Raw genomic sequence first — 26,965 nt, forward strand, 5'->3', positions numbered from 1 at the left:
ATGACTCCTTTAGGGTTTCCTCGCTTTTCTAGTGCTTCATTCAAGGTATCAATCACCAAAGGAATTTGTTGATGAGTATAAAGTTTATAGGCAACAATTTGATTATTAAACAAGTCCATGATCGTTGATAAATATAAAGTGTCTGGCCCATATTGGATGTAGGTAATATCTGTTACCCACTTATGGTTAGGTTTGCTTGCGTGAAACTCTCGCTGTAATAAGTTTGGTGCGACAACGACAGATTCTCCTTGAGACTTCCACCTTCTCTTTTGTTTTACTTTACATTGAAGGTGATATTTCTGCATGATTCGTTGAACAGTATTGCAGCTCAATTTGATATGGTAGTCACGTTTTAAAAGCTCCTTGATTTTTCGATGACCATATCGGTATTTAGTTTTTTCGCAAAGGTAAATAATCGCTTCTTCTTCCTTAGACAACTCAACTGGTTGCGCATTTGCCCAGCGATAATAGGTGGATCTAGGAACATTTAAAGCTGATAAAATAGCTGATACTGTATATTTCTTTCGTAAATTCTGAACTAATTGGAGAACGATTTCTTTTTCAACTCCTTTTCGATCTCCAAATACTTTTTTAAGATTTCATTTTCCTGTTTTAAATGATTCAATTGACGTTCTTTTTTCTCTTCAGGACTCGAACTGTCTGGTCCATGACCATAGGAATATTGTTTTCCTATTGGTTGATCAAATCGATGAACCTGATTATCTCGATACCATTTCATCCACGTTTTGATTTGAGATACATTTTTAATCTCATACTTCTCCATGATTTCACGGTTCGAAAACTGACCACTCATTTTATCTTTCACAACTGCCCACTTAACTTCATTTGAATATACATTTTTGCCCATGCAAAAACACCTCCGAATTAGTACTTTGTTTAAGTGTACCATTTCGAAGGTGTTTTATAGTGTCTCATTAATTTAGGTTAGTCTAGAAATATAAGCTCTTCATGCAGGCTTCTTATTTCTTAACGTTTCAAAAAAAGTATGGGAAGTTTAATAGATAAAAATTTCCTGAGTCCAGCCTTCATATTAAAAAATTAATATGATAAGATAAAGTTTAGTGAATGGATATTTTTTCCTGATTCCTTTCGGGTAGCTAATGCTATCTGTGATTTTCTCGTAAGTCTAACGGAGCAATAGAGATTTGAGACTGGTGTCTATAGTAGTGGAATTGAAGGGATAAACAGCACTGTGAATAATGGAAATATGTCAGGTGTTGATGCATTCATTCAGGCACAAGTTATCTGGAAAGAGATGTTATTGACCGTGCAATTGTTATTACGATGGATGATATTGATAAAGCCAGTATTCATCATAAAAATAACGAAAAGATCAGGAGAGCAAATCACTGAATATTCAGTCGAATTTATTTTGAAAAGTCTCAAATAGAATTAGGGAGTTATGGAATGATTAAGAACATTGTATCTTGGATGACTTCGTATATTTCAATGGAAAACTGAATAATGCAGTTTCTGCAAGTCTTAAATATAACTCCTTAATTGATCAAATTTTGAAGGAATTCACAGCAAAAAAAAGATAAGGTAAGCGAATCTATAAGAGGATGCAAAAGAGTATGTCTACATTTGATGAATACCTATTGTCAGTCAAGAAAAAGAAGCGATGGGATATTAAGAATAAAATAAAAATAAGGCAACAGTACGGAGCAACCATAGAAGTCGTAAACAGTATCAATCACAAAGAGTCGGAGAAGGTTTTTGAATTATATAGTAATACGGCAGAACGAGGTGATGCTTCTCCATATCCCATCATCTGCTCTAAATCCAGTTTTGGGCAATGGGATGAAATGGGGGAGAGCTATAAATGGATTTTAGTAAATTCCAATCATATAATAGCTTTTGCTATAGTCGTTAAAGAAGGAAATAATTTGTTATTTAAACATGTTGGCATGGATTAAGAGTCTTGGTTGCAAACTTGTAGAATTAAATGCTTACTTGTCCGTTAAGAATCTTTTCTTAGAAAAGGTAATGAGCAAAGCATTAACAAGGGCTTTTAAATAAGAGTTTTATGTGGAGATGATCGTGTAATGAAACGCTTGTTGTATATTGTTTTTATGTTTAACTTTCTTTTTAGCTTACTGACTGCCATTTTACCATTATTAGTATTTGACATAACCAGTTCTGCTGCAACTTCCGGTTATGTCTTGTCTGCTTTTATGATTGCCCTTTTGGGAACGAGAATGGTCTTACTGACTCATGAGGTTGACGCTTACTTGTTATTAAGGACGGGCTTAACAGCTTATTGCCTGGGCTTCTTGTTATTATTAGCCAATGGTACATCAATAGCCATGTTCTATTTTGGGGCCATTATATTGGGTATGGGGGTAGGAATAGTTGCTCCGATCCTCATTACCATTATAACCGATATCAGCCGAAAGCCTAATGTAGCTGTTGGATGGCACAATTCACTTTTAGGAATTGCATCTGCAATAGCTCCCATACTAGGTATTTCACTTTACTATTTTTTTGATCAACGAGGTTTTTTGTATCTAATTCTAACCATTTTATCTATTACAACACTTGGTATAGCATGTTTTGTAAGAAGAATAGGGGATAAACAGCCTTTAAAAAAAACCAGGATTAATAGAGAAGCTTTTAGTAAAGAATACATTCCCAGTTACATAATCTTCTTATTGACTTCTATTAGTTACGGTGCAGTTATCGCTTTCTCCCCTATTTTTTATGAAAAAATAGGCTTGAGAGTGGATGTATTTTACTTCTTTTTTTGGAGCTTTTTTATATTAGCCCAATTAACTATGTTAAAAATTAAAAACAAGTTTACAGAGAATACTCTTCTGAATATATGTATCTTATTTGTTTTTATAAGTTCACTTTCCATTATATTTACAACGAATTATGTAATATTAATACTTACGGCAATAGTATTTGGATTCTCTTACGGAGGAATTATGAATTTATTTTATAATCGCATTGCTGCCGTTAATGAGAGTAAAGCTAAAACGGATGCATATAGTATTTTCGGGTTGATGTCTTACTTAGGTGTAGGATTAGGTTCAACGCTTCTGAGTCCTGTTGCAAATCATTCATTAATAGTCCTTTTCATTCTTTCTTCCTTGTTTCCTTTAGCGGGAGTACTGATAAGCATTTCATTAAATAAGAAAAATAAAGCGAATGTATTGGAGCATAAGCAATTGGAAATACGATGATTTATAGTACAGGGATAGATATGGTACGGAAAAATTAAGTGTTTGATACAGCTATACATGTAATAGGCGGAACGGAAGCGGGAGGAGAAATCTACAATTTATATAATCAAGGAGTAGATAATCAAATTGAATTTCTTGCCGTCAATCCTCTATTAGGCTATGGATAGACGAGTGTTACTATAAGATACCCGCTAATCTTATGATTTAAAAATAAGTATGAGTAAGTCGTTTCGTGCGGGGATAATAACAAAAGGCAGGTAAATCTGTCTTTTTTGTATTAATGGAAAAACTGACATAGCTATTAAGGGATCTAAAGCTGAAAATGGAGATTCAAGCATATGCTTCCTGATCTTTATTCATCATTCTATTTGTTTTATACTTTATGAATCTATATGGTAAAACTAAGTATAAGCAAATTTGAGGGAGGATGGACATGCAATATTTGAAATACATAGGTGTTCTGTTTATATCTGTGCTATTAACCGGCTGTGTGGATGCGACAGCCCATGTAAATATTCATAAGGATGGCAGTGCCGATCTTAATATGGAAACGACTGTAAATTCAGAGGTGGATTCTATTGCCGGTCCTGCGATAGAGGAGATGATTGACCGGCAATTGAGCGGCGATGGCTATAAGGTGAGCAGCAGCAATGGTACGATTCGGGTTTCCAAGCATTTTTCATCCATGGAAGATATGAACGAGGGCGGGGGAAATAGTCAGGTAATGAAGGATTTCACGGTTATAAAGGAAGACCATTTCTTTTATAAAACGTATCAGGTGGACGGGGAAATCGATTTGGCGTCTCAGATGAACTCGCAGATAGAGGAAGTCATTGATAATTCGTTTGTAAGATCTTTAATTACGCAAAATTTAGAACAGGCTGACCTGAATTTAGTGGTTCAATTGCCAGTCAAACTGCCGACGGAGAGCAATGCGGACGAAGTGAGCGGAAAGACATTAACATGGAATATTTCAACAACGGAAAGCACTCCCATCGAGTTAAAAGTGAGTGCACCAAATGTAACAGCCATTGCGGCTGCAGCCGGAGCTGTTATTGTCGTGTTGATTTTAGCCATTATCTGGAATTTGAGAAGGAAGAAAAGGAAGGCTGAAAATCATGAATAAATCATTGATAACGCTAAAGAAAGATATATTCCTGTAAAAATGCCTTAAGATAAAGTTAGTAAAAAAAAAATTTAAAGAATGCATTTTATTTCACAAAAATACCAGGTCGATGAGATGAGAAAGGAAAGGAATATTTTTGATACAGGAAAGCAAAGAATTGCTCTCCTGTTTTTCTTTTGCTCATTTCAAGACAGTCCTATAAAAACTTAAGTGAAAAGTTGATCTCTGCTCTATGATAAAATAAAAACAAATTAGAGGGGGATTATAGTTTGATCAATAATGGTTGGAATGATTATTTATATAAATATATTTTATTGAAGAATGAGGAGCTTAATTTACAAGACATTAGAGAGAGTAATGGAATAGTAGATATTCCTGTAATAAAAAAGACAGCCCGTACCAGAAGGACTGTTGCAATGTTGACAATGGGAGTTAACAATCAAATTGTACCCCCGCAAAAACTGTTGAAAGATTTTGCAAGTCCCTCGACAAAGAAAAAAGTTGAACTGACAGATGAAACTTATGAATGGATCCGAAATGCCTGGATCATAAGAGAGTATCGTTTGGCAAAAGATGAGAGAACCGTGAAAAGCGAACAGTTTCGAATGGGACTGTCTTTATTCCAATATAAAAAGCAAATCGAGAATGAACTGGAAACAAAGAAAAATGAAGCCCTTTTGGAATGGACAAATCGATGGATTAAAATAAAGCAATCTTCTTCTGCACTTAACTATAAACGTAAAGAAAAACTCAATAGATTAAAAGATATATTAGATAAAGTTGTAACTGGAGATGAAGTTACTACTAATAGTTCTGTGTGGCGGTTTCAGAAACAACTATTATTTCTCCATTTTTTAGTGGCTTTTTATCAAATTTCAATGATCGAACGTCATTTTGATTGGAAGCAGATTGGAGCCAAGTATTATAGAAAAATTGGCGGTTCAAAAGAGTTCGATTTTTATAAAAAGGAATTCATTCAAGGGGCTGAAGAGTTACTTGATTATCCATTACATTTACTTGGACTAAGCAGTTTAGGGACGATTACGCCAATTTTTTTTACTGGACCGATGCAGGGTGAAAGTGTTTTATACAAGTATGGACCAATTCATGCGACAACAGATTTAGCGGTGTTTTCTGAGGAATTTCAAACTGATGCAGAGGTATTGTGGTTAGTTGAGAATCGAGGGATTGTAACAAGAATGGGATACGAGAAGGACTTTTTAATAGATTCAAAGAGTTTCGTGTTAGGAATAGATGGTCAGTTAAGGTCTGCGCATCGAAGATTGATTGAGCAGCTTGTCTCCAATATAAAAAGTGTGATTATTTGGACAGATGTTGATGAAGCGGGACTTATCATTGCTAAAGAAGTAGGAGAAACCGTGCAAAGATTTCAGGTATCCTGTAAATGGGTTGTTCCGCCATTGGAAACAGTTCTAAATCTTGAAGAACTTCAATTACGATATGAAAAAGCAATACAGGTTCAAAAAGAAGAACAGGAACAAGAGATTGGAGGGGTAGAACTGTGGAAAAAATGGATCAGTCCTTAATTTCTATTTTTAATATCGAAATGGAAAAACCAGAACTTCACCAAACAATGCGCGATATGGCTGCACTAGCAGGGGTTTTAAATGAACTAAGCGATAAGGAATCATTTCAGGCGCCTACAAACGTATTTCGCTTTTTACGTGTACTTTATCTGATTAATCAAGAAGCACTTGGTATGACTGACCCTATAGAAAATGAGGATACACTCTTTTATCGGTATCGCCATACTTTTGGCTCTGCTGAAGAGGTTACAATAGAATATGTGAAGCACTTAATCTATGTATTGGGTAAATTTAATTGGATAACCAAGACAACAAAGAGAATTAAGATGCGTGATTTAGGAAAAAGAATGATGGATGTTTTAATTCGTTTAGCCAATGATTCGCTTGCTTATTATATGAATGACGATGTGGCTAGGTCTTTATTTCAAGCAAAAAGAGACGCGGAAATTAGTGAAGCTTATGATGATAAGGGGATTTCAGGCGGAAATAAATTAGCTAGTATGATTAAAAATGTTGAAGAGGCTATCTTGCTGTTGGCTGAAAGGGAATTAGAGTATCTAGCTGATCGAAATGCTTTATCTCAAGTAGAAATAATTCATCACTTGATGAAAGAGTTAGAAACAAAAATGGTTGAACGTCTGGCGAAATTTGAAACATTTGATCAGGAATTAGTGTTCGCATCTGTCAAGCAGAGAGGCATGACAGCTATCAGTGCTGGCACAAAGATTAGCCTTGGAACGATCAACAAAATTCTTAAGTTTGCCCATATACAAGAGTCAGATTTTATAGAAACGATACAACCAGAATTACTAAGAAATTTTATCGAAAAATCGTTTGATCCGGCGATTGGATCAGATATTCCAAATGCACATCAAATACTTAGCTTTATGGAACAAGGTCAATATGAGGATGAAGATTTAGATGGGCTTTGGGTGCCGGTTAAATTTGCTAGTCATTTGTCTCCGCAAGCTATTGAGGAAGGGATAGACTATGTCGAGCATTATCAACCTATAACAGATGAAATTGAGGAAGTATTAGAAGAAGAGTTTCGAGATATAGATGAAATCATGGAGGATAATTTGGAAGAAGTAATGGGCGATTCAAAATGGCAAATGACAAAGCAAATGATTCATACTGAGCACATTGAGAAATACCTTGAAGAGATAGAAGAAGCAGGGTTGGATGAGTTAGTTATACAAGCTGGTTCTAACAAATGGAGTGATGTATTAAACGGATTAATAGGTGTATCAGCATTAGTTGCAAATAAAAAAGCAGAGATTAATGAAACAGCAAAAAAAACATTACAAGGTAATATAGAAGAAAGAGATTGGAGGTGGGCAGATAATGAACAAGGAAGCTACGGAATTAGAAAACGAAGCAAATGAATTTATTAACGATAATCCTTTAAATGCATTACAGTTGATTCAAGGCTTTTTAACTAAGGAAGAAGAGCTTACTTTTATGCAAATTTTATTTTCCTCATCTGCTACGATTAGGGTAGGGAATTTTGGTTTGTCTCGAAAAGAAGTGGAAAAATTGCTGGGAATAAATGATGAAGAGGCATTCTTTTCTTTCTTAAAGCGAGTGAATCAAGCTATTAGCCGTTACTTCAAAGTTATTTATGATGACCGAAGAAACCAAGTAGTAGCACTTATGCGTGTTCCCCCAAAACAAGCTAGAAATGTGTTAAATAAGGAGAGCTTGGCAATCCTTATGTTTATCTTTTATCATCAAGAAGTATTGCAGAATGAGTATACATTGTTTTCACAATTGATAAATAGCTTTGGTCATGAGTCCTTACAGGTAACGAGAAAGATTCAAGCAAATTTAGATCCATTAAAAAAAATAGGCGCAATCGAAATTTATGACACGAACTCGGATGAAGAAGCATATCAGCTTACTTCGATAGGTGCACATCTATTTTCTGATTCATTTTTACGCAGATATGCAGAATTCAGTCAATCCAATCAGCTCCATATGGAGGACGTTCTTCGCTTCTTTAAACGCTACAATATGAATGGAGGTAAGCCAGATGATACCTTGGAGGCTTAGATTTTCTGGAATTCGGGATTATATTCCAACAGTATTGGATTTATCTGGAGAACATGATCATATTCTTATATCGGGACCTAACGGAGCGGGGAAATCTACCGTAACATTTTGTATGGGCGGGGTTCTCAATTCAAGTAAAGTGGATATGGAAGGACTAAAATCGAACAATCTGTCATCTAACAAGACGTGGCGGGCAAAAATTGATCTTCTATTTAAAAATGAAGGAGAGATTAAGGTTGATGCTCCTCTTTATGTACAATTCCGGTTGGAAATTGAACAAAAACCTGGGGATCCAATCAAAAGAGAATTTTATATTGAAGAGGGAGATGAAATTGATGAATGGGGACGTAGTACGAAGTTCACTAGTGGTGGTAATTTGAATTTTTCGGAATATAAAAATCAAGTACTGTATAAGTATGCGGTTGACCCTGATGCTTTTTATTTAATTTGGTACCAAAAAGAGGTCAATCAGTTTGCCATTATGCACCCAGAAGAACGCTTCCGAATTTTTAGTGAAATGAATGGTATCGATAAAATTCAGAAAAACTGGGAAGAGAGTAAAGAGCTTGTTAAAGAAACGGAACAAAGTTTAAAAGAAGCCGAAAGTAAACAAGGCCTGACAAAAATGCACCTGAAACAAAAGAAAATGGAACTTGATCGGTATCATGATCGTAATCGTCGACGAGAAGAAGGGTTTAACCAGTATTACCAAGGGCTAAAATGGTTGGAAATATACTATATAAAGCAAATCGAATCTTTGAAAGAACAAATTGAAGAATTATTAGCCAATAAAAAGGAAAAGATTGAAGCTAAACGGGAGAAGGAAATTCTTTTAGCTGAAAAAAAGGAAGAAATCGAAAAGTTCAGAGGTGCGCTAAGTAAACTTGATATTCGAGAAGACCAGCTGGCACTGGAAGTAGAAGAAATTTCAAAACAAGTAAAAGATATAACTGAGAAGATAGAGGACATATCTGAACAAATTGCTGAAAGCACAAAAGAAGTTGACCGAATTGGCATGTCAGAGGATGAAGTTAAGCAAAAGTTAAATGAAGCGGAAAAGAACTATCAGGAGGTAGAATCTTTTATAGATGAAGAGGTTGCAAGAGCACAGAGTCTATCAACTCGGTTAAGTGAATTAACTACCCGACATGCGAAATTGTCACTGGAACTTAATCAGGATAAAGATCAGGAAAGAAAATTCCAAGATTTAATCACCACCTATAAAAGTAGCAATACCATTCAAAATGAGATGGATAACAATAATCTTAAAATTGAATATAATAAAGATAAATTACGGGAATTAAGTGAAAAAGAAAGAAAGGTTAATAAAGAATGGACACTTTTAAAAAATAATAAAGTTTACAATCCACGTCAAGACCAATCCATCCGTTTTTTTGAAAAGAATCAAATAGAAGTTTATCCGTTACGTGAACTTGTCGAATTAGATGAGACAGCGAGACAACAAGATGAATATTTATTTGATACGATCAAATATACGTTATTTGTTAATGAAAAAGTATTTTATGCACCCAATGACCTCTACCATGTGTCATTACCGAATTTAGTCCCAGATAAAACTATCATGCATTTGCCAAACGAGCATCTCAAAATTAAAGCCGATCTAGATGAGAGTCTATACCCCTATGCTATTAAAGCGCTTTGGTGGGTTGAGTCTTTTTTTAAAGAAGAAAAGCCTTTAATTATTAATGGACAGCTTGTTGATAAAAAAGGGATTCGAGGACCGCAAGAAGAAAAAAGAATTATATTAAGTGAGAAAGTAGTGCAATTCCAGCAAATGAAACTGGGACAAGAACTAACGAAAATAAAAGAAGAAAAGGTTAAACTTGAAAAGGGTATACAGGAACGAAATAGCAGAAACTCAGTCTTATTTAGCAGGAAAGAGTCATTAAAAGAAGCTGAAGCATTTTTTACGAAAGAAGATGAAAGAGAATGGCGGCAAAGTCAGTATGACCAACTAAGTAAAAAGATTGAAGCTATTAATAATGAAAGTCGTTTAATCCAGGAGGAGTTAGATGCACAGAGGATGTCCTTTGCTCTTTGTAGGCAATCCGTAACTACTTACCAAAGTTATCTGGAAATCTATCGAAAATATAGTAGGGAACTAACAAAAATAATGGAAGTGCAGAAATTAAAAAGTCTCCTAATAAAGTTTAATCATGATCAAAAAGAAAAAAGTATTCAATTAAGTGAGCTTTCAAATACAATAGATACAAAACGACGTGATGAAAAACAGCTATCTAGGAAACTAGAAGATTTAGAAATGGATCTTTCTTATCGAGACCGTGAAATTGATCAAATGGAGCGACAAATAAAAGCAAAATCAGAGGAACACATATCAAACGAAGAGAGATATGCTCGCACAAGAAAAGAAGTACAGAAGGTTCAAGAAACAGCGAAAGACTTAGTTGCTAAATTGAACGAGGAGTTAGGTGATTATTCCGGGTTGACAAAATCAAAAGCTGAAGATTTACGCAATAATGGAAAAATAATCTTTGAATTTGCGACAAATGAAACTGGCATTGATGAGGCTGCGCCTGAAAACTATGCAAAAATGAAAGAAGAATATGATCGGTCAGAAAATGAAGTGAAAAAATCAAAAATTTTATTAGAAGAATACTTGGAACGAATGGAACAGTTTAAAGAAGATTTGGAAGATACAATTAACATGAAAATTATCGGAGTGAACCAAAAATTTGTCCATTATATGTCTTTGTTTGGTTTTGAGGGGAAGATTGAATGGGATATGAACACGGATCGCCGAGGACAAAGTCGGTATACACTCTTTATTAAGGCGAGAAAAGAAGGTCACCGTGGAAAATTAGAAGATGTTAGTGTTAAAGCACGAGGTGGCAAAGTGGGAAAAGGTGTATCAGGTGGAGAAGAATCACTCAGTTCTTTGTTGTTTGCACTAGCACTATTGCAGACAATTGAGGCTTCGCCGGGTTACATTGTATTAGATGAATTTGATAGTGCCCTAGACGAAGGTAGAAAAGAAAAAGTGTTTGGTTTATATGAACAGGAATTACAACGAAAAATGATTATTCTCACTCCAAAGTCTCATGAAGAAGAATACTTATATCGTTTCTCAAAAGCATACGTTGTGTATCATAATCCTAATATACCTAAAAGCACAGTGTTTAAAGTGAAGCGGGTTAGGGACAAAGAGATAGATAAATTGTATTGAAAAACATAAAATCCTCTAATTGTTATATAAATGGACAATGACTGTTATTATCAAATTTATTTGACTTTTGAATATGAAAAAGTATTGGGATTATTTGTGATGGAAAGATCTATTAGATGTTGTGTATAAGAAAACGGATTATCAGGCTTCCAAATTGTATTGGAGGTCTTTTTTTCTGCTGGTAACGGAATTTCACGGAATCTGCCCGTATCCTCTTAATCTAGTACTTTCGTATGGTATCATGGTAATGGATATGATATCCAGAGAAGGAAACGTTCAAGGGGGCTTCATAGATGAAAACAAAAATTTCCATTTCAATCCTTTGTTTATTTATCATGCTGGGAGGATATCTTCTTTTACATGATAAATTCGATAAAGCTAAACCACAGAAAAAGCAGGCGGAGCTTGAAAAGCAACCGGAGGAACAGAAGGCCGCCGCGGAAAGCGAGCAGGAGCCTGCAGAAACGCCAGAGGATCAAGCGGATTCGGTTATCGATGATTTGTACCTCACCTATAATATGAGTGAACTGGAGCTTGTGGAGATTATGCATGATATGACCCATCAAAAAGTGAAAGCAAGGGAAAAGTGGGGTGCTGTCCCGATGATTCCTGAAACAATCGCGGCTGTGCAAGATGTGATTAAACACACGGAGTTCGAACATAAACAAGAGCTTCTTGAGATTGTAAAACAATGGAAGGCTGGAGATTTCTCTCAGGCTGTTCAGCAGCATAATTATTTCTGGGAAATTCAGGGCGGAAATGTAGGGGATGCTTATGGCCTTATGTCCGAAGAGGAAGAAAAGAAGTATATTATAAAAAACTTTGGAGAAGAATTTCTCGAAAAATAAGTGCCAGGGAGAAATGGGTATGCACAAGATCCTATTATTATTGGTTCTGAGCCTTGGAGTGATGGCAGGAGGGTATTTCATTTTCCTGGGACAATTGGGAGATGATTCAGAAGAAACAATAAAAGAAGCTGTGCCTGAAGATTTTTCCCAAGCAGAAAAAGAGGTCGGTGTCATTGATGATGAAAGGCTGATTCCTAGACGAATGTTGGAAATGTCTATACAAAAAGTTTCCATTGGGGGACCAGAGTACCAGGATATACCTAAAGGCGTCGCCATCGAAGGAGTTCACCATATACAGATGAATGACGAGAACATTTTGTACTTGCTTCATAGTTTTGATTCTTTGAGTACAGATGTGAATTCCCCTTGCAGAGCGGTCCTGACAAAATGGCTGAATCATAATGTCAGCGATGTGGATAAAGACGTACAGCGAATTCTTGCCACAATTTCAGACAGAAAAGATGTAATAGAAGTGGTTAAGAAAACGGAAGCGGAAGAAGAAGCCTATAAGAAAAAATATTTTCAGTAATATATAGGGGCTTAGTGAGGCCGCCGAATATAACAGAAAAAAGAGTGACAGAGAACATAAACGTTCTGCTGTCACTCTTTTTATTTCTCAGCTTTCGGACAGCCTGTTCCGCCCAACCTTGATCAATGAACGATCCATCAGGGTAATTGTAATAAGCAGCAGGCCCGCACAGATACAAAATACAGAGATATGATGAATGCCGACAGCCGTAGCTTCATCTTTCAAAAACAGGCCGTTTGAGCAGGAGGCAAGAATGGCGCCCATGTACATAAAGGTCCGCAGCAATCCGGCTGAAGCTCCGATCTGTTCTCTTACCGCCTGGAAATAGACCGCATTTTGGATGGCTAAGTTCAGCAGGCCTTGAGGCACGCCCAGCAGCAAGACAATCAATCCCAAGAAGTAAAGGCTGCTGGACGGGCGGATGAACAGCAGCAGCGAAATCGCAATCAGCTGTACGAGGCTGCCGACAATCAGCTTCATGCGAATGGCAGGGCTCTTGCCTGTCAATTTAGACACGATCATCGCTCCCAAAAACATCGGCAATAATAGCAGTCCGGCATGGGAAGGCGTTAATCCCCGTCCCTGTTCCAGCCACTGCGGGAAGCTGTAGATAAAGCTATAAGAAATCAGGGCGGACAGGATACCGCGGCTATAGGTTAATAAAAGCGACGTATTGCTGCCTAATACACGGAGATCGATGAAGGGCTCTTTGATTTTCAGCTCAAGAATGACAAAAAAGAATCCCATGACAGCTGCCATGATCAATAAATAAATCGCATGCCAGCTTGGGTTCATTAAGAACAGCAGCAGCGAAATCAGGGTGAAGGCGAAGAAAGCAATACCCATAAAATCGATCGACACTCTTTTCTTCTCTTGTTCCGGTAAGGAGGCCGCAATTTTTGGAAAGCGGATATACCCTAGGATAATACAGGCGATTGACAAAGGGATATTGACTAAGAATGTGCTTTGCCAGCCTCCGAGATCGATGAGCAGTCCTCCTAATACAGGACCGATGACGCCGATGGTCTGGTTAGCAATCGCCAGAATTGTAAGCACCCGCCCAGGACTTTCCTGGCCTGTGCGGTCGGCTTCACTGCGGATGAGATACATGGAGGGAGGCAGGGTAGCCTGCACACGTTCCAAAGCCAAGAAGCACCCGGGCGGCAACGAGCCACCAAAAATTAGGTGTGAAGGCCACAATTAAACTGGCGATTCCGACTAAGGAAGTACCAATTAAAAATAGGAGCCTTGGGCCGAAGAGATCAATCAATTTTCCAACAACCGGCTGCCCAATCGCCGTGGCGAGATATAAAGCAGAAATCAGCCAGGCAGTTTGTGAAGGCGGCGCCCCAAAGGCCTGACCTATGGGAAGTAGGGCAACGGAAATGATTGTTGTATTGATTGGATTCAGAATCGATCCCAACACCATGGGAAGGATCAGTTTCTCGTTAAATGGACTTTTATTTTTGGACAAAGCGATTCCTTCTTTCATAAATCATAGATGCACAAAATGAAGGGCCTTTGCGTTTTTTTGCAAAGAGCCCGCCATCCTTAATCTAACGATTCAATCCAATGGTTTACAGTCAGTACATCTGCCTGGCGCGGAAATACCTTTTCCAGCAAGACACGGTGTACGTCAGCATCCCTGTCAAAGCAGGCATCCGCTAATACTTTGATTTGAAAATCCATGTCCGCTGCTGCTCTGACAGTCGACAGGACAACTCCGCTTGTTGAAATTCCGCTGAGCACAACGGTATCGATTTGCTGGGAACGCAAGATCATTTCAAGATTGCTCCCTGCAAAGGCACTTATGCGGTATTTGGTCACGATCGGTTCGTCGCCTTCCGGTTTAACCGCTTCATAAATTTGCGTGGAATCATCAAAAACCGTCATGGCCCCATAGTGCTGAGTAATGACAGAGAATGACTTGTTTTTTGGGCTGATCTCCGGATATCCCTTGCTAAAGCCGACTCTGACATAAATGACTGGAATATCGTGATCCCGGGCGGCTTTGATTGCTTTTTGCCATGGGATGATGGCTTCTTCTTTATTTTCGCCTAAGCTTTCCACAATGCCATTTTGCAAATCCATGACTAATAAGGCTGACTTGCTATTTTGTTCTGTCATTTGTTGTATACTCCTTTTTATTCGGTTACTATTTAAGTGGAGACATCTCACACTTATAGTAAATGGAGACATCTCCGTTTGTCAAATTGCTGTTACATCCAGGAGTGAGGAAAAATGAGTGAAAAGCATAGATTCAGTCCCCGCACGGAACGCCGTGATGCTGCGGAAAACCGCCAGCGGATATTAGATGCAGCCGTTCGCCTTTTTGAGGAAAATGGGGTCGAACCGGTCAGCATGAACCAAATTGCCGCAGAAGCTGGAATCGGTCCGGGAACTCTGTATAGAAGGTACCGTAATAAAGGGGAGCTATGTTTAGATTTAATAAAAGATAATGTCGTTTACGTATTTGAAGAGATGGAGTCCTATTTAGAAAGAAATAAAACAGAACCTCCCCATGAGCGGCTGAAGGAAATACTCAGCCTGTTTATCCTGTTCAGAGAGAGCAAGGCCCAATTACTTAAAGGCGTAGAAGACTCGATGTCGGCGAACCGGACGGCGTCTCCGACAAACAGCCCTTTATATGGAGAACTGCATCAGCACTTCCTTCACTTATTTGAAGAGATGAGCAGGGAGGATCAAGTTCAGCCAAACAGCGTATTTAAAGCGGACATGCTGCTTGCAGCGTTAAGAAGCGACACATATTTATTTCAGCGGGAAGCAAGGGGACATTCGCCTGAAGAGATCCTGGAACAGCTCTGTCTGACATTTATCCCGCAAGGATGAGAGACGAGGAAAGTCTTGGCTTCATGCTGGGACTTTTTTCTTCTGCTGTTGAATGAACAAACAGTAAAGAAATATACAAATGCTTTAGCTCTGTTTTTACATTTAATAGTGGGTGGATTGTTTTTGAAATGGAAAGGTTAAATAGAATGTATAAGAGAAAATAGCATATTAACCCTTGGATGATAGGGATTTTGTTTGCGTTGTGGTTTTTGATAATCCCACCTATTGTAGCGTTTATACTTATAATTCAAAGAAATAAAGAACTAAAGACTCATCAGAATATCTGGTCAGAAAATAACTTTGATGAAATGTTAAATAATAAAGAACGACTTAGAATTCTGAATGAAGAAATACAGAAACTTACATTTGGAAAACAAAAACATGAACTAGAAATTGAAGAATACCAGTCAATTACTAATCTGACGGAAGTGAAAGATAAAATAGCTGCAAAAATAGATACGCATAATGAAAAAAGCGAAATGCGTTCAAAACAAGTAGGTGATATACGAATGTTAATAGATTTTCTTTAAAGCATATCCATATCCTCATATGCAATATAATAGAACTTCATCTGTTAAATTATCTTAATTGTTGATCAGCAAGCGAATAGAGCTTTGAAATTTGCGTTCTCGTTTCCACAATAGCAAGGTAAGTATTTTCTAGTCTTTGAATATTCCTAACAAAATCATCCTCATAGTTTGATACCCTGTTAAAAAAAGCTTCTTTAGCTTTTCCACTTTTCCAAGCTGCATCTCCTATTTCATTTATAAAATCTCGTAAATTAGCTTGTTCCATTCTAAAAGTTTGAATGTAGTTTTCCAAAAGAAACTTCATTTCGTTTAGTACTTGAATTTCCTGGTAGAGTTCTGTTTTTCTCATTGAGAGTGGGATCCTCCTTTTTTCGCTAAACGTTGGTCCTTTTCTTCAAAACTTTCGGAAGCCTTGCTTATTATTTCTGTTAACCGGCCCGTTTCTTCGGAAAACCAATCATAAAACTGAGTCATTGAGGCTTGAACGATGTCTTCTATACCAATATATCTTAGATCGGTAACAATATCTTGGAACCCACGTACGAAAGGATCATCACCTTCTGTTCCTCTAAAGGAAATGATGACTTCTTGATCACTTTCGTTTGAAAATACAGCTGCGTCAAAACCGGTAGTCATTATGCTTTTGGTATATTCACTTTTCCAAACTTCTGAAGCGTTACCATACTTAAAAGCATACTTTTTTCAATTTTTCATCGTAAACTAAAGTAGAAAAACGATGAAGTGTCCGATCTCTTATTATAGAATCCATTTGTAAAACCTCCCAATTTTCACTATACTAATTTCAAAAGGAAATTTGTAGCATTTTTCTAAAACAGAGGGGATTTTTTTATGGTTTTTATAAAGAACATTTTAATCTTAGTAGGAGTTGTTTTGCTGATGAGTGCTTGTGGGGAGAAAGATCGCAAGGAAGAAATTTTGAAAAAATCCACGAATGCAGCAGTAGAATTTATGAAAGCCGAAGATGTAACACTAGTTAATACAGAAGCAGAAATAACCTCTGCAATAGGCGGAGGAACTGTTTTTGTAAGAGGCGAAGATATGAATACCGGTGAGTCCTATACTGTTAATGTTTTTTATGAATACGAAGAGGATAGCTATATAGCTGATTCTTATGGTTATGGGGTTATGGGGATGATAGTGAAGTAATCGAAAAATAAAAAAAGCATCGAAAAGGTAGTGACCCCATAAAGTTAGAGTTTATATTATGCAGCTGATTGCCTGGTTTGAGTTCGGTATTGCACTGGACTTAAGCCAGCCAATTTTTGCTTAATCCGTATGTTGTTATAATAATCTATGTACTCTGCTATTTTTTTCTTAAGCTCACCATACGGCATGAGTTCTTCTCCGTAATACATTTCCTGTTTCAGAATTCCAAAGAAATTCTCCATGGCTGCGTTATCTGCACACGTGGCTTTTCGGGACATACTTTGAAAGATTTTGTTGATCTTTAGTGCCTTCACCCATTTAGTATGTTGATACTGCCAGCCTTGGTCTGAATGAATTGTTGTGCGATAGCCAGCTTCATTTTTAACCATATCTATACAGTACGTTTGAATTGAACAGAATAAACTTGTTTTCCTCGTTTCCTTTCTATGCCTGCTTCTCCAAATTCTTTATAAGAACGTACCCAGTTTTGTATGGGTGAACGATCTGGTATGCCGTATTTTTGGGCTAATTGATGATAGCTTAAACTACCTGATAGATATTCCCTTACGATTCTTAATTTCGTTTCTTTACTATATTTCACCATAGAAAAACACCCCAGAAGTTAGATTTTGAACTCTAACTTCTGGGGTGCGGCACCAAACGATGCTCTGAAAACGATAAGATGAAGAGTCACATTAAAGAAAATGTGATTTTGACCTTTTTTCTTTTGACAGATCATCCAGAGAGGTCTTACCTTAAGAGAAAATTATTAATCAAAAATCTGAATTTTTCACTCCTTCATGAGGTCCTCTTTTTCTGTGCCTCTTGTCTAGCTGCCAAAGTATTTAAATAATCTTTCGCTGCTTTGTCTAAATCGATTGTTCATATTGGATAATTCAATTAGTGGAAATGCCCTTCATAAAGCATTTTCTTCCAAACGTTTAAACAAAGTAAATGAGCGTAAAGAATTTTTTAGAGTAGATCTAAAAGAAATAGAAAATGTAGTGAAGAATAACTATAATAAGACCGTAGCTTACAAAATTGGCTGGAGTTGAAGAGTGTAGAAAATCTGTTCAGCAAGAAAATAAGGATTTATAGGAAGTTTAATATAAAAAAGAGGCTGAGATAAAAGGATATGAGCTAAGAAAAATCCGAACTAGGATTCATCATTCGATAATAAGAATGTTGAATAGTTCGGACTTTTTCTATAAAAAGACTCTATTGTCCCTAAATATTCGTATTTAGTGATGTCCCGCCTATTTAAAAATAGGGATAATTATTGCGCGGTATATCCGCCGTCGAGAACAACGGCCTGGCCTGTTACACCCTTAGCTTTGTCACTGGCCAGGAAGATGGCATAATCAGCGATTTCACTGACATCCAGCAATCTTTTTTGCGGAACGAGCGGGTAGATGACTTCTTCTAGCACATTTTCAAGCGGGACCTTCCTCGTTTTTGCCAGGTCTTCTAATTGTCCGCGCACAAGCGGTGTATCGACATAGCCAGGGCAGAGGGCATTTACGGTAATTCCGGATGATGCTCCTTCGAGCGCTGCCACTTTTGTGAGTCCGATTACGCCGTGCTTGGCACTGTTATAGGCGGCTTTATTGGCAAATCCAATGAGTCCGTTAATGGAGGAGACATTAATAATCCTTCCAAAACCTTGTTCTTTCATGATCGGCATCAAGTGTTTAATAGCAATGAACGGGGCCGTCAGCATGATTTTGATCATCAATTCAAATTTCTCCGTCGGAAATTCTTCAATCGGTGCGACATGCTGCAGTCCGGCATTATTGATGAAGATATCGACTCTTCCGTAGTGCTTTTTGGTTTCATGGATCAGCTGGACAATTTCTTCCTCAACCGTTACATCTGCTTTAAGGCCAATGACATCCAGCCCTTTATTTCTCAGGCTTAATGCAGCCTCTTCAACAGTGCTTTGCTGAAGGTCGGATAACACAACCTTGGCTCCGTTTTCTGCGAAAATTTTGCCAATCTCGAAACCTATGCCTCTTGCCGATCCTGTTATAACTGCGACTTTACCTGTAACCATTTTAACATTCCTCCAGAAAAGATGTAATGGTTTAGGTCTCTGTCCTCTAATAGTCCATATGGATAAAACTGTGGGGGAATAGTGGGGTTGATTGATTAAGAGTGTAACACAAAATAACTTTTTGGCAAAGGTTTTGTCTCTGCCGTAAAATCTATGATTTTGGCATGAATATTGCATGTTAATTAGGATGAAGCGGACCGGTTTCCGCGGGAGGAAAGGAGAATGAGAATGAAGAATATAACGGTGATTGGTTCAGGCGTAATGGGGAGCGGGATTGCGTTAGCATTTGCTTCAAAAGGATGCCGCGTTGTCCTTCATGATATCGGGGCAGACATTTTACTGAAAGCCAAAACGAGAATCACAGCTGATGCTGCTTTGCTTGCGGAGGAAGGAGCCCTGATGGAACAGGAAAAGCGGGATACACTTGCAAGTATTGTGTATTGTCCTGATTTGGCGGAAGCCGTCAAGGATGCCGATATGGTGATTGAAGCGATTCCGGAAGTGATCGAGCTGAAATGGCAGCTGTTTGATCAATTGGAAACACTTTTGAAACCGCATACAATTATTGCGTCCAATACATCGACATTTCCTATTACCAAACTGATGGAGAAGGCTTCATTTGCTGAACGGATGGTGATTGCTCACTTTTTTAACCCGGGCCATCTTGTCCCATTGGTGGAAATCATTCAGCATGAACAGACCGATCAGCGGGTGCTTGAGAATGTGATTAACTTGCTGCGCAGCATTGGAAAAGCCCCGGTTTTATTAAAGAAAGAGATTGCTGGGTTTATTGGCAACAGGCTTCAGACGGCCCTGATGAGAGAAGCTTTTCATTTGCTTGAGGAGGGGATAGCGGACGCAGAAGGGATCGATACAGCAATTACGGCCGGTCCTGGTTTCAGATGGTCGTTTACAGGTCCGATTGAAATAGCCGATCTTGGCGGGCTGGATACATGGCAGCGTGTATTTGACAATGTGGCTCCAACTCTGAATAACAGTAAGGGAGCTCCGGAGCTGATCCGTTCCCTTGCGGAAGCAGGGAAGCTTGGTCTTAAGTCCGGAGAAGGCATTTTTCACTATGATGAGGCAGCTGCTGCCAGGAAAATCAATGAGCGAGACCGGCATTTCATCCGGCTTGGAAAAATAAAAACGGAGAAGGAGGAAGTAAAATGAGAGAAGTAGTAATTGTAGGCGCAGCACGGACACCTGTTGGAACGTTTGGAGGGAGCCTATCAAAGGTATCGGCGGTAGACCTTGGCGTTGCAGCTGCTAAAGAGGCCATAAAAAGGGCAAACATTCCGGCCGACAGCATTGATGAAGTATTAATCGGAAATATCCTGTCGGCTGGTTTGGGACAAAATGTAGCCCGGCAGGTAGCCATCCATGCGGGTCTTCCGGATACTGTTCCGGCGATGACGATTAATAAGCTGTGCGGTTCAGGACTCAGGACCGTCATTATGGGCGCCCAGTTTATCGCTCTTGGAGACGCGGATGTTATTCTAGCAGGGGGAATTGAGAGTATGAGCAATGCGCCGTATTTGCTGCCGAATACGCGTTTTGGACAGAAGATGGGGAATATGGAGGCTGTCGATTCGATGATTTATGATGCTCTGACCGATGTCTTCAATCAATACCACATGGGCGTGACAGCAGAAAATATCGCGGAACAATGGAAAATCTCGCGTGAAAGCCAGGATGAATTCGCCCTGAAAAGTCAGTGGAAGGCCGAGAAGGCGCAAAAGGCAGGCATTTTTGCTGAAGAAATCGTCCCTGTTGAATACAAACAAAGAGGCAAAACCATCCGGGTTGAAGAGGATGAGCATCCAAGACATGGTCTGACAATCGAGCAGCTCGCCAAGCTTCGGCCAGCTTTTAAAGAAAACGGCACAGTTACAGCCGGCAACTCATCCGGAATCAATGACGGAGGGGCTATGCTGGTTCTGATGGCCAAAGAAAAGGCAGAGGAACTCGGAGTAGAGATTCTGGCTGCTGTTAAATCGTATGCAAATGCTGCTCTTGATCCAAAAATCATGGGGTACGGCCCAGTGCCTGCAGCCAGAAAAGCGCTGGAAAAAGCAGGGATGACGGCTGGAGAGCTTGATTTGATGGAAGTGAATGAAGCCTTTGCCGCCCAATCTCTCGCCGTGCTTAACGATTTGGAGCTTGACCCTGAAAAGGTCAATGTGAATGGCGGTGCGATTGCCCTTGGCCATCCAGTCGGTGCTTCAGGTGCGCGCATTCTGGTCACGCTTTTATATGAAATGAAACGGAAAAACGCGAAAACCGGATTGGCTGCTTTATGTATTGGCGGCGGCCAGGGAACAGCATTGATTGTAGAGAGATAAGCGATTCCTGTCTTCCCCCCCATGATATAATAGTAGAATAAAAGGCGGGAAGTGTGGGATGGACCTTGTAAATGAACATGCCCAACGATTAATGAAAATGATTTTGGAAGCACTTCCATTTGGGGTCCTGGCAACGAAACATGAACAAGAAATTATTTTGACGAACCGGGTATTGACAGAGGCGATTGACGGAGAACAGGCTGAACAGCAGCTGCGGATAATCATGGAGAAAGATCTGAATCCTGCAGTCAATACGCCGATCCATATAAACGGTCAGCACGGATTTGTCCGAAAAGAAATCATCCATGGTTTGGAGGAAGAGTATCAGCTCTACTTTCTGTTATTTTCTAATAATAAAAATGATTTTCTTAACAGCGATAATCATGAAGAACTGCTTTTTAAAGATATCATTGAATTTACTTACGATGGCCTGGTGATGGTGGATACAGACGGATATATTCAGATGCTGAGCAAAGCCTATGCCGATTTTCTTGGAGTCGATCAGGAAAGTTCAATCGGAAAGCATGTGGCAGATGTGATTGAGAATACGAGAATGCACATCGTAGCCAAAACGGGCAAACAAGAGGTTGCCGAACTGCAGAAAATAAAAGATGGGTATATCATTGCCACCAGGTCTCCGATGAAGAAAGACGGCAGACTGGTTGGGGCTGTAGGCAAGATATTGTTCAAAAACGTCGGGCAATTCACCGCACTTTCCAAGCGGGTCAGATCGCTTGAATCAGAAGTGAAACGATATAAGGGAGAATTCAGGGAGCGGAATAAGGCCTCTTATACTTTTGATCAGATGATGGGGAAAAGTCCCGCTTTCCTGGAAGTAAAGGAACAGGCCCAGCAAGCGGCCGAAAGCGATTCTAATGTACTGATTTTAGGGGAAAGCGGAACAGGAAAAGAGCTGTTCGCCCATTCGATTCACAATGAGAGCCGGAGGGCCATGGGGGTTTTTGTGAAGGTAAACTGTGCGGCAATCCCGGCAGACCTTCTCGAATCGGAATTGTTTGGCTATGAAGAAGGATCGTTCACAGGAGCTAAAAAGGGCGGCAAGTCCGGTAAGTTCGAAGCAGCAGACGGCGGGACGATTTTTCTCGATGAAATAGGGGAACTCCCGCTTCATATGCAGGTGAAGCTGTTGCGTGTGCTGCAGGAGAAGGAAATTGAGCGTGTGGGCTCTACTTCAAGCATCCCGATCGATGTCCGGGTGATTGCAGCGACCAATCGGAAACTCGAAGAAATGGTGGAGCATGGGGAATTCCGTCTGGACTTATATTATCGGTTAAAGGTAATGCAGATACAGGTTCCGTCCTTAAGAGAAAGGTCAGAAGATATTGAAATCCTGATGCATCATTTTATTGAAAAATACCAAAATATCATGAAAAAGCGGGTAAGCGGGATGCATGATACAGCTTTACGGCTGCTGCGCCTCTATTCCTGGCCAGGCAATATTCGTGAGCTGGAAAATATCATTGAGAGGGCGATGAATATCGTTAATGAGGGAGAGATGATTTCCGCCGGACACTTGCCGTCTGAAATAACAGGAGCATCGAAAACATCCGGTACGCTGAGGACGCTGGCAGAGATCATGGAGGAAACAGAGAGGAACACACTGTTGGAGTCTCTGGAAATGGCATCCGGAAATAAATCGGAAGCAGCCAAGCGGCTGGGGATCAGCCGGACTACCCTTTATGAGAAAATGAATAAATATGGTTTGTGACTGAGAGTAAGCAGGCGGATGAGGTGTCCGCTTGTTTTTTTATGTGTAAAAAAAGGGTTCTGCCCAAAAGGGATGGAAGTAAAATAGACGGGTAGAAACTGAATTTTTTTCTTCATTGTTAGGAAAACCGTACACAAGAAAACCAAAATGGATAGAGGTGTAAGGATAACCGTACATCTTTTTACCTCTTCCAGAAAGACTGTCAGCTAATCCGCACAATTTGAATAACCGCAAGTGAACCTAAGAACGGAAATGAGGATATCTGCAAGGATTTAGAAGATCAAAATAGTTGGCACAGGTTTTGCATATATAATTAGGGAATGGTTTTACCTGTTCATCTAATAGATTTTCAACATGGAAAAGGGGGAACAGCGATACAGGTTTTGATAGATTTGTAAGCGCTGTCAGGTTAACGTGCAGCCGGACTTGGGGAAGGAAGGCTGGGCGGAAGAGAAAGGTTCAGAGAAATCAAGATATGGGGGTATTTTGTTTTTCTGAACTTTAGAGATAAGGGGTTCATGAGAAAAGGGGGAATTCGAGTGGTGATTCAGATTTTAGCCATTGTTGTGGCGCTTGGACTTTTAATTTTTTTAGCTTACCGGGGCTATCCGGTTATTATCATCGCACCGATTGTGACACTGCTGGCGGTCATTTTATCAGGGGGACTGCTGCTGCCTAGCTATACAGAGACTTATATGACGAACGCAGCAAACTATGTAAAATCGTTCTTCCCGATCTTTCTGCTCGGGGCTGTATTCGGGAAAGTCATGGAAATGAGCGGAGCGGCTGCATCCATTGCTAGGACGATTGTCGGGTCTCTGGGTTCGAAGCGGGCGATTCTTTCCGTCGTTCTGGCTTGTTCGGCGCTGACATATGGCGGTGTTTCCTTGTTTGTTGTAGCATTTGCGGTTTATCCATTTGCTGCGGCTATATTTAAAAAAGCTGATATTCCAAAACGTTTGCTTCCAGGCACGATTGCGTTAGGTGCATTCACGTATACAATGGATGCTTTGCCTGGCACGCCGCAAATTCAAAATATCATTCCGACGAATTATTTCGGAACGGATACGTATGCTGCTCCATTAATCGGAATCATTGGAGCAATCATTGTCTTCACTGGAGGGATGATTTGGCTAGAACGCCGGAGAAAGCAGGCGGCGGCAAAAGGGGAAGGGTACGGAGAAGGACATATCAATGAACCTGAAACAGGAAGTGAAGAGGATCTGCCAAAATTTTGGCTTTCTCTTGTCCCGTTAATCTTGGTAGTCGCCTGTAATTTCATTTTCAGCCGCAGTGCCATTTCGGTAAAAAGCTGGTATGACGGCGCAGTTTTAAAGGATACATTCAATATTGCAGATGTAAGTACGGTAACGTCTTCCTGGGCATTGATCGTTGCTTTGGCGATTGGGATTATCGCTGCTATGCTGCTGAATGTGAAACGGACCAAACTAAAGCTGGCATCTGGTTTGACAGCTGCTGCCATGGGATCGCTGCTTGCGATTTTTAATACTGCGTCCGAAGTTGGATTCGGAAATGTGGTCAAAACATTGCCGGGCTTCTCTGCCATCCAGGACTGGGTTTTCAATGCAAGCAGCAATCCGCTCGTTTCGGAAGCTGTTGCTGTAAATGTTTTATCAGGAGTCACAGGTTCGGCATCAGGGGGTCTGTCCATCGCGCTGGAAGTCATGGGCAGCCAGTATTTGCAGCTGGCCCATAATCTTGGGATCAGTCCTGAAATGCTGCATCGGATTGCCTCCATGGCGTCAGGCGGAATGGATACACTTCCGCATAATGGAGCCGTCATTACGCTGCTTGCAATTACCGGGCTGACACACCGCCAGTCCTATAAAGACATTTTCATTCTTACGATTTTAAAAACGCTGACAGTCTTCATTATCGCGTTTGGCGCTTCACTGTTTATCTAAATCCATCATTTTGGTCCATTGTTATCCATGCGAGATGTTTAGGGCGACATCCTGAAGTGAGGTATAAATTTCAGTATTTAAATAGAATAGGAGATGAGCAAATGGGAAAAACAGTATCATCTTTGGAGCAGGCGATTGAGCAGATTAAGGACGGAGCTACTATTGTTGTCGGGGGATTCGGACTCAGCGGAATTCCAGAAAATCTGATTATCGCGCTGCGTGATAAAGGCGTGAAGGATTTGACAATCGTCAGTAACAACTGCGGCATAGACGACTGGGGTCTGGGCCTGCTGCTGGAGAACAAACAAATTAAGAAAATGATCGCTTCGTATGTAGGAGAAAACAAACGATTTGAACAGCAGTTTTTAAGCGGAGAGCTGGAGGTCGAACTGGTCCCTCAAGGAACACTGGCCGAGCGGCTCAGAGCCGGCGGCGCTGGGATTCCTGCCTTTTATACAGCAACAGGAGTCGGCACTGAAGTAGCGGAAGGAAAAGAACATAAAGACTTTGACGGAAAAACATACATCATGGAGAGGGGAATTATCGGGGATTTTGCTTTTGTGAAGGCCTGGAAAGCGGATTCTTTTGGCAATTTGGTTTATCGGAAAACCGCCAGAAACTTCAATCCGATTGCTGCTGCGGCAGGAAAAGTGACCATTGCGGAAGCAGAAGTGCTTGTGAACATCGGAGATTTGGATCCAGATGAAATTCACACTCCGGGTGTATATGTGCAGAAGGTGTTTGAAGGGAAAGGGTATCAAAAAAGAATAGAAAAACTAACGACATCCACTACCTGAAGGAGGAGTTAAGAATGGGCAGACAGCAAATTTTAGAACGGGCTGTAAAGGAAATCCAGGATGGAATGTGTGTGAATTTGGGAATTGGCATGCCAACACTTATTGCGAACATGATTCCGGCCAACTTTGATGTCATGCTTCAGTCGGAAAATGGATTGCTTGGGATTGGGGCTTATCCGGATCCGGATGAAGTCGATCCTGACTTGATAAATGCAGGTAAAGAGACCGTGACGGCAAAACCGGGAGCTTCTTTCTTTGACAGTGCGGAATCCTTCGCAATGATTCGCGGCGGCCATATTGATCTCGCTATTTTGGGCGGAATGGAAGTGTCGGAAACAGGGGATTTAGCCAACTGGATGATCCCCGGGAAAATGGTCAAGGGTATGGGAGGAGCAATGGATCTCGTTCAAGGTGCCAAGCGGATTGTTGTCATTATGGACCATGTAAATAAGCATGGCGAATCGAAAGTGAAAAAAAACTGTACACTGCCGCTGACTGGAAAACAAGTGGTGGATATTCTTATAACCGATCTGGCTGTGTTTCAATATACGAAAGCTGGTATGGAATTAATCGAATTACAGCCAGGAGTTACTGTAGAAGAAGTAAAACAAAAAACGGAAGCAAACTTCCTTGTAAACGCAAATTTAAATATTAACAGTTAATACTAAATCCCGGACTATTTAGCAGTCCGGGATTTTCTGATTTTTTTAGTTATGAATTCCGTTACAAAGAAAAGAGCCAATCCTGAATTAAGAATAAATAAAGAACTTAAAGGAAAATCCTTTTCAACAAAATCAAAAAGGGTATGTATGAAAAGAACTGCTCCCCAAAAAACAAAAGCTGCAAAATAACCTAAATGGACGGCAATTGGATCATGATTTTTATCTTCTTTAAAGAACATGTCATTCCTCCTAAAACAAGCTATTCACTTACTTAAATTTACCTTTACTATAAAAAAATGTCTAATGGTCCGGAGGCAAAAGTTTATCAGAATTTCATCATTTTAGACCATTTGAAGGAATGGATAAAATCGGTATTAATGATAAAATAAGGACA

General features: G+C 39.7%; 30 protein-coding genes and 1 pseudogene. 20 read left to right on the forward strand and 11 right to left on the reverse strand.

Going from position 1 to position 26,965, the window contains the following annotated elements; all coding sequences use genetic code 11:
* Together BQ4305_RS21605 and BQ4305_RS16460 are read right to left on the reverse strand one after the other, a co-directional pair.
* Nucleotides 1-554 (reverse strand): IS3 family transposase (locus BQ4305_RS21605; protein WP_199880795.1); only part of this gene is annotated, 554 nt, incomplete at its 3' end.
* A complete protein-coding gene (locus BQ4305_RS16460) occupies nucleotides 539-868 on the reverse strand; it encodes a hypothetical protein (protein WP_110928850.1) in 330 nt (109 codons plus the stop codon). The genes BQ4305_RS21605 and BQ4305_RS16460, both read right to left, overlap by 16 nt.
* 727 nt (nucleotides 869-1,595) lie before the next feature.
* Between BQ4305_RS16460 and BQ4305_RS16470 the strand changes: the two genes are divergently transcribed.
* The 10 genes from BQ4305_RS16470 to BQ4305_RS16510 all read left to right on the forward strand — a co-directional run bounded on the left by BQ4305_RS16470 (nucleotide 1,596) and on the right by BQ4305_RS16510 (nucleotide 12,513).
* The gene (locus tag BQ4305_RS16470) at nucleotides 1,596-1,937 is read left to right on the forward strand and encodes a peptidogalycan biosysnthesis protein (RefSeq protein WP_199880732.1); all 342 of its coding nucleotides are present in this window, start codon (nucleotides 1,596-1,598) and stop codon (nucleotides 1,935-1,937) included.
* 129 nt (nucleotides 1,938-2,066) lie between these two features.
* Entirely contained in the window at nucleotides 2,067-3,206 is a 1,140-nt protein-coding gene (locus tag BQ4305_RS16475; RefSeq protein WP_110928853.1) for an MFS transporter, read from the forward strand.
* 38 nt (nucleotides 3,207-3,244) lie between these two features.
* The gene (locus BQ4305_RS22045) at nucleotides 3,245-3,373 is read left to right on the forward strand and encodes a hypothetical protein (protein ID WP_267888124.1); all 129 of its coding nucleotides are present in this window, start codon (nucleotides 3,245-3,247) and stop codon (nucleotides 3,371-3,373) included.
* A gap of 266 nt (nucleotides 3,374-3,639) precedes the next feature.
* Complete coding sequence (locus tag BQ4305_RS16480) at nucleotides 3,640-4,332, forward strand: hypothetical protein (RefSeq protein ID WP_199880733.1); 693 nt, start codon at nucleotides 3,640-3,642, stop codon at nucleotides 4,330-4,332.
* A 269-nt stretch (nucleotides 4,333-4,601) separates the two neighbouring features.
* The gene (locus tag BQ4305_RS16485; protein ID WP_110928855.1) at nucleotides 4,602-5,879 is read left to right on the forward strand and encodes a toprim domain-containing protein; all 1,278 of its coding nucleotides are present in this window, start codon (nucleotides 4,602-4,604) and stop codon (nucleotides 5,877-5,879) included.
* Complete coding sequence (locus BQ4305_RS16490) at nucleotides 5,855-7,264, forward strand: hypothetical protein (protein WP_110928856.1); 1,410 nt, start codon at nucleotides 5,855-5,857, stop codon at nucleotides 7,262-7,264. Before BQ4305_RS16485 ends, BQ4305_RS16490 begins: the two co-directional genes overlap by 25 nt.
* Nucleotides 7,224-7,931, forward strand: coding sequence for a hypothetical protein (locus tag BQ4305_RS16495; RefSeq protein WP_110928857.1), 708 nt, complete (start codon nucleotides 7,224-7,226; stop codon nucleotides 7,929-7,931). Before BQ4305_RS16490 ends, BQ4305_RS16495 begins: the two co-directional genes overlap by 41 nt.
* The gene (locus BQ4305_RS16500; protein WP_110928858.1) at nucleotides 7,912-11,136 is read left to right on the forward strand and encodes a coiled-coil domain-containing protein; all 3,225 of its coding nucleotides are present in this window, start codon (nucleotides 7,912-7,914) and stop codon (nucleotides 11,134-11,136) included. The genes BQ4305_RS16495 and BQ4305_RS16500 overlap by 20 nt, the downstream gene beginning before the upstream one ends.
* Nucleotides 11,137-11,429: 293 nt before the next feature.
* The gene (locus BQ4305_RS16505; RefSeq protein WP_110928859.1) at nucleotides 11,430-11,984 is read left to right on the forward strand and encodes a DUF6241 domain-containing protein; all 555 of its coding nucleotides are present in this window, start codon (nucleotides 11,430-11,432) and stop codon (nucleotides 11,982-11,984) included.
* Nucleotides 11,985-12,003: 19 nt separating this feature from the next.
* Nucleotides 12,004-12,513 (forward strand): hypothetical protein, encoded by a 510-nt coding sequence (locus BQ4305_RS16510; RefSeq protein WP_110928860.1) that lies wholly within the window; start codon nucleotides 12,004-12,006, stop codon nucleotides 12,511-12,513.
* An 87-nt stretch (nucleotides 12,514-12,600) separates the two neighbouring features.
* On the opposite strand, the gene BQ4305_RS16515 is transcribed toward BQ4305_RS16510, so the two are convergent.
* From BQ4305_RS16515 to BQ4305_RS16520, 3 genes are all read right to left on the reverse strand, one after another.
* On the reverse strand, nucleotides 12,601-13,647 hold the full coding sequence (locus tag BQ4305_RS16515) for an MFS transporter (RefSeq protein WP_267888130.1): 1,047 nt from the start codon (nucleotides 13,645-13,647) through the stop codon (nucleotides 12,601-12,603).
* Complete coding sequence (locus tag BQ4305_RS22050) at nucleotides 13,604-13,987, reverse strand: MFS transporter (protein WP_267888125.1); 384 nt, start codon at nucleotides 13,985-13,987, stop codon at nucleotides 13,604-13,606. Before BQ4305_RS22050 ends, BQ4305_RS16515 begins: the two co-directional genes overlap by 44 nt.
* 77 nt (nucleotides 13,988-14,064) lie before the next feature.
* Complete coding sequence (locus BQ4305_RS16520; RefSeq protein WP_110928861.1) at nucleotides 14,065-14,640, reverse strand: cysteine hydrolase family protein; 576 nt, start codon at nucleotides 14,638-14,640, stop codon at nucleotides 14,065-14,067.
* 114 nt (nucleotides 14,641-14,754) lie between these two features.
* Here BQ4305_RS16520 and BQ4305_RS16525 point away from each other — a divergent pair, with 114 nt between their 5' ends.
* A complete protein-coding gene (locus tag BQ4305_RS16525; protein ID WP_110928862.1) occupies nucleotides 14,755-15,363 on the forward strand; it encodes a TetR/AcrR family transcriptional regulator in 609 nt (202 codons plus the stop codon).
* Nucleotides 15,364-15,554: 191 nt separating this feature from the next.
* Nucleotides 15,555-15,893 carry a hypothetical protein gene (locus tag BQ4305_RS16530; protein WP_199880734.1) on the forward strand — a complete coding sequence of 113 codons (339 nt, stop codon included), beginning with the start codon at nucleotides 15,555-15,557 and terminating at the stop codon, nucleotides 15,891-15,893.
* 49 nt (nucleotides 15,894-15,942) lie between these two features.
* Here BQ4305_RS16530 and BQ4305_RS16535 read toward each other — a convergent pair whose 3' ends face one another.
* Complete coding sequence (locus BQ4305_RS16535) at nucleotides 15,943-16,242, reverse strand: hypothetical protein (RefSeq protein WP_110928864.1); 300 nt, start codon at nucleotides 16,240-16,242, stop codon at nucleotides 15,943-15,945.
* On the reverse strand, nucleotides 16,239-16,529 hold the full coding sequence (locus BQ4305_RS16540) for a hypothetical protein (protein ID WP_110928865.1): 291 nt from the start codon (nucleotides 16,527-16,529) through the stop codon (nucleotides 16,239-16,241). Before BQ4305_RS16540 ends, BQ4305_RS16535 begins: the two co-directional genes overlap by 4 nt.
* Before the next feature lie 213 nt (nucleotides 16,530-16,742).
* Here BQ4305_RS16540 and BQ4305_RS16545 point away from each other — a divergent pair, with 213 nt between their 5' ends.
* Nucleotides 16,743-17,060 (forward strand): hypothetical protein, encoded by a 318-nt coding sequence (locus tag BQ4305_RS16545; RefSeq protein ID WP_110928866.1) that lies wholly within the window; start codon nucleotides 16,743-16,745, stop codon nucleotides 17,058-17,060.
* A gap of 56 nt (nucleotides 17,061-17,116) precedes the next feature.
* Here BQ4305_RS16545 and BQ4305_RS16550 read toward each other — a convergent pair.
* Nucleotides 17,117-17,446, reverse strand: a pseudogene (locus tag BQ4305_RS16550) (transposase); the annotation flags it as partial.
* Between the two features lie 5 nt (nucleotides 17,447-17,451).
* The gene (locus BQ4305_RS16555) at nucleotides 17,452-17,664 is read right to left on the reverse strand and encodes a helix-turn-helix domain-containing protein (protein ID WP_110928868.1); all 213 of its coding nucleotides are present in this window, start codon (nucleotides 17,662-17,664) and stop codon (nucleotides 17,452-17,454) included.
* A 283-nt stretch (nucleotides 17,665-17,947) separates the two neighbouring features.
* Between BQ4305_RS16555 and BQ4305_RS22110 the strand changes: the two genes are divergently transcribed.
* Nucleotides 17,948-18,115 (forward strand): GIY-YIG nuclease family protein, encoded by a 168-nt coding sequence (locus BQ4305_RS22110; protein WP_324611598.1) that lies wholly within the window; start codon nucleotides 17,948-17,950, stop codon nucleotides 18,113-18,115.
* Between the two features lie 221 nt (nucleotides 18,116-18,336).
* Here BQ4305_RS22110 and BQ4305_RS16560 read toward each other — a convergent pair whose 3' ends face one another.
* Nucleotides 18,337-19,113, reverse strand: coding sequence for a 3-hydroxybutyrate dehydrogenase (locus BQ4305_RS16560; RefSeq protein WP_110928869.1), 777 nt, complete (start codon nucleotides 19,111-19,113; stop codon nucleotides 18,337-18,339).
* A gap of 228 nt (nucleotides 19,114-19,341) precedes the next feature.
* On the opposite strand from BQ4305_RS16560, the gene BQ4305_RS16565 reads away from it, so the two are divergent.
* From BQ4305_RS16565 to BQ4305_RS16590, 6 genes are all read left to right on the forward strand, one after another.
* Nucleotides 19,342-20,286, forward strand: a complete 945-nt coding sequence (locus BQ4305_RS16565) for a 3-hydroxyacyl-CoA dehydrogenase family protein (protein WP_110929672.1) — start codon at nucleotides 19,342-19,344, stop codon at nucleotides 20,284-20,286.
* A complete protein-coding gene (locus BQ4305_RS16570) occupies nucleotides 20,283-21,458 on the forward strand; it encodes an acetyl-CoA C-acetyltransferase (RefSeq protein WP_110928870.1) in 1,176 nt (391 codons plus the stop codon). Before BQ4305_RS16565 ends, BQ4305_RS16570 begins: the two co-directional genes overlap by 4 nt.
* Nucleotides 21,459-21,516: 58 nt before the next feature.
* Entirely contained in the window at nucleotides 21,517-23,187 is a 1,671-nt protein-coding gene (locus BQ4305_RS16575; protein ID WP_110928871.1) for a sigma-54 interaction domain-containing protein, read from the forward strand.
* A 539-nt stretch (nucleotides 23,188-23,726) separates the two neighbouring features.
* The gene (locus BQ4305_RS16580) at nucleotides 23,727-25,112 is read left to right on the forward strand and encodes a GntP family permease (RefSeq protein WP_110928872.1); all 1,386 of its coding nucleotides are present in this window, start codon (nucleotides 23,727-23,729) and stop codon (nucleotides 25,110-25,112) included.
* 101 nt (nucleotides 25,113-25,213) lie between these two features.
* Nucleotides 25,214-25,909, forward strand: a complete 696-nt coding sequence (locus BQ4305_RS16585) for a CoA transferase subunit A (protein ID WP_110928873.1) — start codon at nucleotides 25,214-25,216, stop codon at nucleotides 25,907-25,909.
* A gap of 14 nt (nucleotides 25,910-25,923) precedes the next feature.
* Nucleotides 25,924-26,571, forward strand: coding sequence for a 3-oxoacid CoA-transferase subunit B (locus BQ4305_RS16590; protein ID WP_110928874.1), 648 nt, complete (start codon nucleotides 25,924-25,926; stop codon nucleotides 26,569-26,571).
* 14 nt (nucleotides 26,572-26,585) lie between these two features.
* Here the strand turns inward: BQ4305_RS16590 and BQ4305_RS16595 are convergent, their stop codons facing one another.
* Nucleotides 26,586-26,810, reverse strand: coding sequence for a hypothetical protein (locus tag BQ4305_RS16595; RefSeq protein ID WP_110928875.1), 225 nt, complete (start codon nucleotides 26,808-26,810; stop codon nucleotides 26,586-26,588).
* Nucleotides 26,811-26,965 lie beyond the last annotated feature (155 nt).

This window comes from Bacillus massiliglaciei (genome assembly GCF_900098925.1).
GTDB lineage: Bacteria > Bacillota > Bacilli > Bacillales > DSM-1321 > Peribacillus > Peribacillus massiliglaciei.

What these genes read in the sequence shown, in the direction of transcription:
- BQ4305_RS16460 (WP_110928850.1), bottom strand. Translation starts at nt 868, where the DNA reads ATGGGCAAAAATGTATATTCAAATGAAGTTAAGTGGGCAGTTGTGAAA.
- BQ4305_RS16470 (WP_199880732.1), top strand. Translation starts at nt 1,596, where the DNA reads ATGTCTACATTTGATGAATACCTATTGTCAGTCAAGAAAAAGAAGCGA.
- BQ4305_RS16475 (WP_110928853.1), top strand. Translation starts at nt 2,067, where the DNA reads ATGAAACGCTTGTTGTATATTGTTTTTATGTTTAACTTTCTTTTTAGC.
- BQ4305_RS16480 (WP_199880733.1), top strand. Translation starts at nt 3,640, where the DNA reads ATGCAATATTTGAAATACATAGGTGTTCTGTTTATATCTGTGCTATTA.
- BQ4305_RS16495 (WP_110928857.1), top strand. Translation starts at nt 7,224, where the DNA reads ATGAACAAGGAAGCTACGGAATTAGAAAACGAAGCAAATGAATTTATT.
- BQ4305_RS16500 (WP_110928858.1), top strand. Translation starts at nt 7,912, where the DNA reads ATGATACCTTGGAGGCTTAGATTTTCTGGAATTCGGGATTATATTCCA.
- BQ4305_RS16505 (WP_110928859.1), top strand. Translation starts at nt 11,430, where the DNA reads ATGAAAACAAAAATTTCCATTTCAATCCTTTGTTTATTTATCATGCTG.
- BQ4305_RS16510 (WP_110928860.1), top strand. Translation starts at nt 12,004, where the DNA reads ATGCACAAGATCCTATTATTATTGGTTCTGAGCCTTGGAGTGATGGCA.
- BQ4305_RS16520 (WP_110928861.1), bottom strand. Translation starts at nt 14,640, where the DNA reads ATGACAGAACAAAATAGCAAGTCAGCCTTATTAGTCATGGATTTGCAA.
- BQ4305_RS16525 (WP_110928862.1), top strand. Translation starts at nt 14,755, where the DNA reads ATGAGTGAAAAGCATAGATTCAGTCCCCGCACGGAACGCCGTGATGCT.
- BQ4305_RS16535 (WP_110928864.1), bottom strand. Translation starts at nt 16,242, where the DNA reads ATGAGAAAAACAGAACTCTACCAGGAAATTCAAGTACTAAACGAAATG.
- BQ4305_RS16540 (WP_110928865.1), bottom strand. Translation starts at nt 16,529, where the DNA reads ATGACTACCGGTTTTGACGCAGCTGTATTTTCAAACGAAAGTGATCAA.
- BQ4305_RS16545 (WP_110928866.1), top strand. Translation starts at nt 16,743, where the DNA reads ATGGTTTTTATAAAGAACATTTTAATCTTAGTAGGAGTTGTTTTGCTG.
- BQ4305_RS16555 (WP_110928868.1), bottom strand. Translation starts at nt 17,664, where the DNA reads ATGGTGAAATATAGTAAAGAAACGAAATTAAGAATCGTAAGGGAATAT.
- BQ4305_RS16560 (WP_110928869.1), bottom strand. Translation starts at nt 19,113, where the DNA reads ATGGTTACAGGTAAAGTCGCAGTTATAACAGGATCGGCAAGAGGCATA.
- BQ4305_RS16565 (WP_110929672.1), top strand. Translation starts at nt 19,342, where the DNA reads ATGAAGAATATAACGGTGATTGGTTCAGGCGTAATGGGGAGCGGGATT.
- BQ4305_RS16570 (WP_110928870.1), top strand. Translation starts at nt 20,283, where the DNA reads ATGAGAGAAGTAGTAATTGTAGGCGCAGCACGGACACCTGTTGGAACG.
- BQ4305_RS16575 (WP_110928871.1), top strand. Translation starts at nt 21,517, where the DNA reads ATGGACCTTGTAAATGAACATGCCCAACGATTAATGAAAATGATTTTG.
- BQ4305_RS16585 (WP_110928873.1), top strand. Translation starts at nt 25,214, where the DNA reads ATGGGAAAAACAGTATCATCTTTGGAGCAGGCGATTGAGCAGATTAAG.
- BQ4305_RS16590 (WP_110928874.1), top strand. Translation starts at nt 25,924, where the DNA reads ATGGGCAGACAGCAAATTTTAGAACGGGCTGTAAAGGAAATCCAGGAT.
- BQ4305_RS16595 (WP_110928875.1), bottom strand. Translation starts at nt 26,810, where the DNA reads ATGTTCTTTAAAGAAGATAAAAATCATGATCCAATTGCCGTCCATTTA.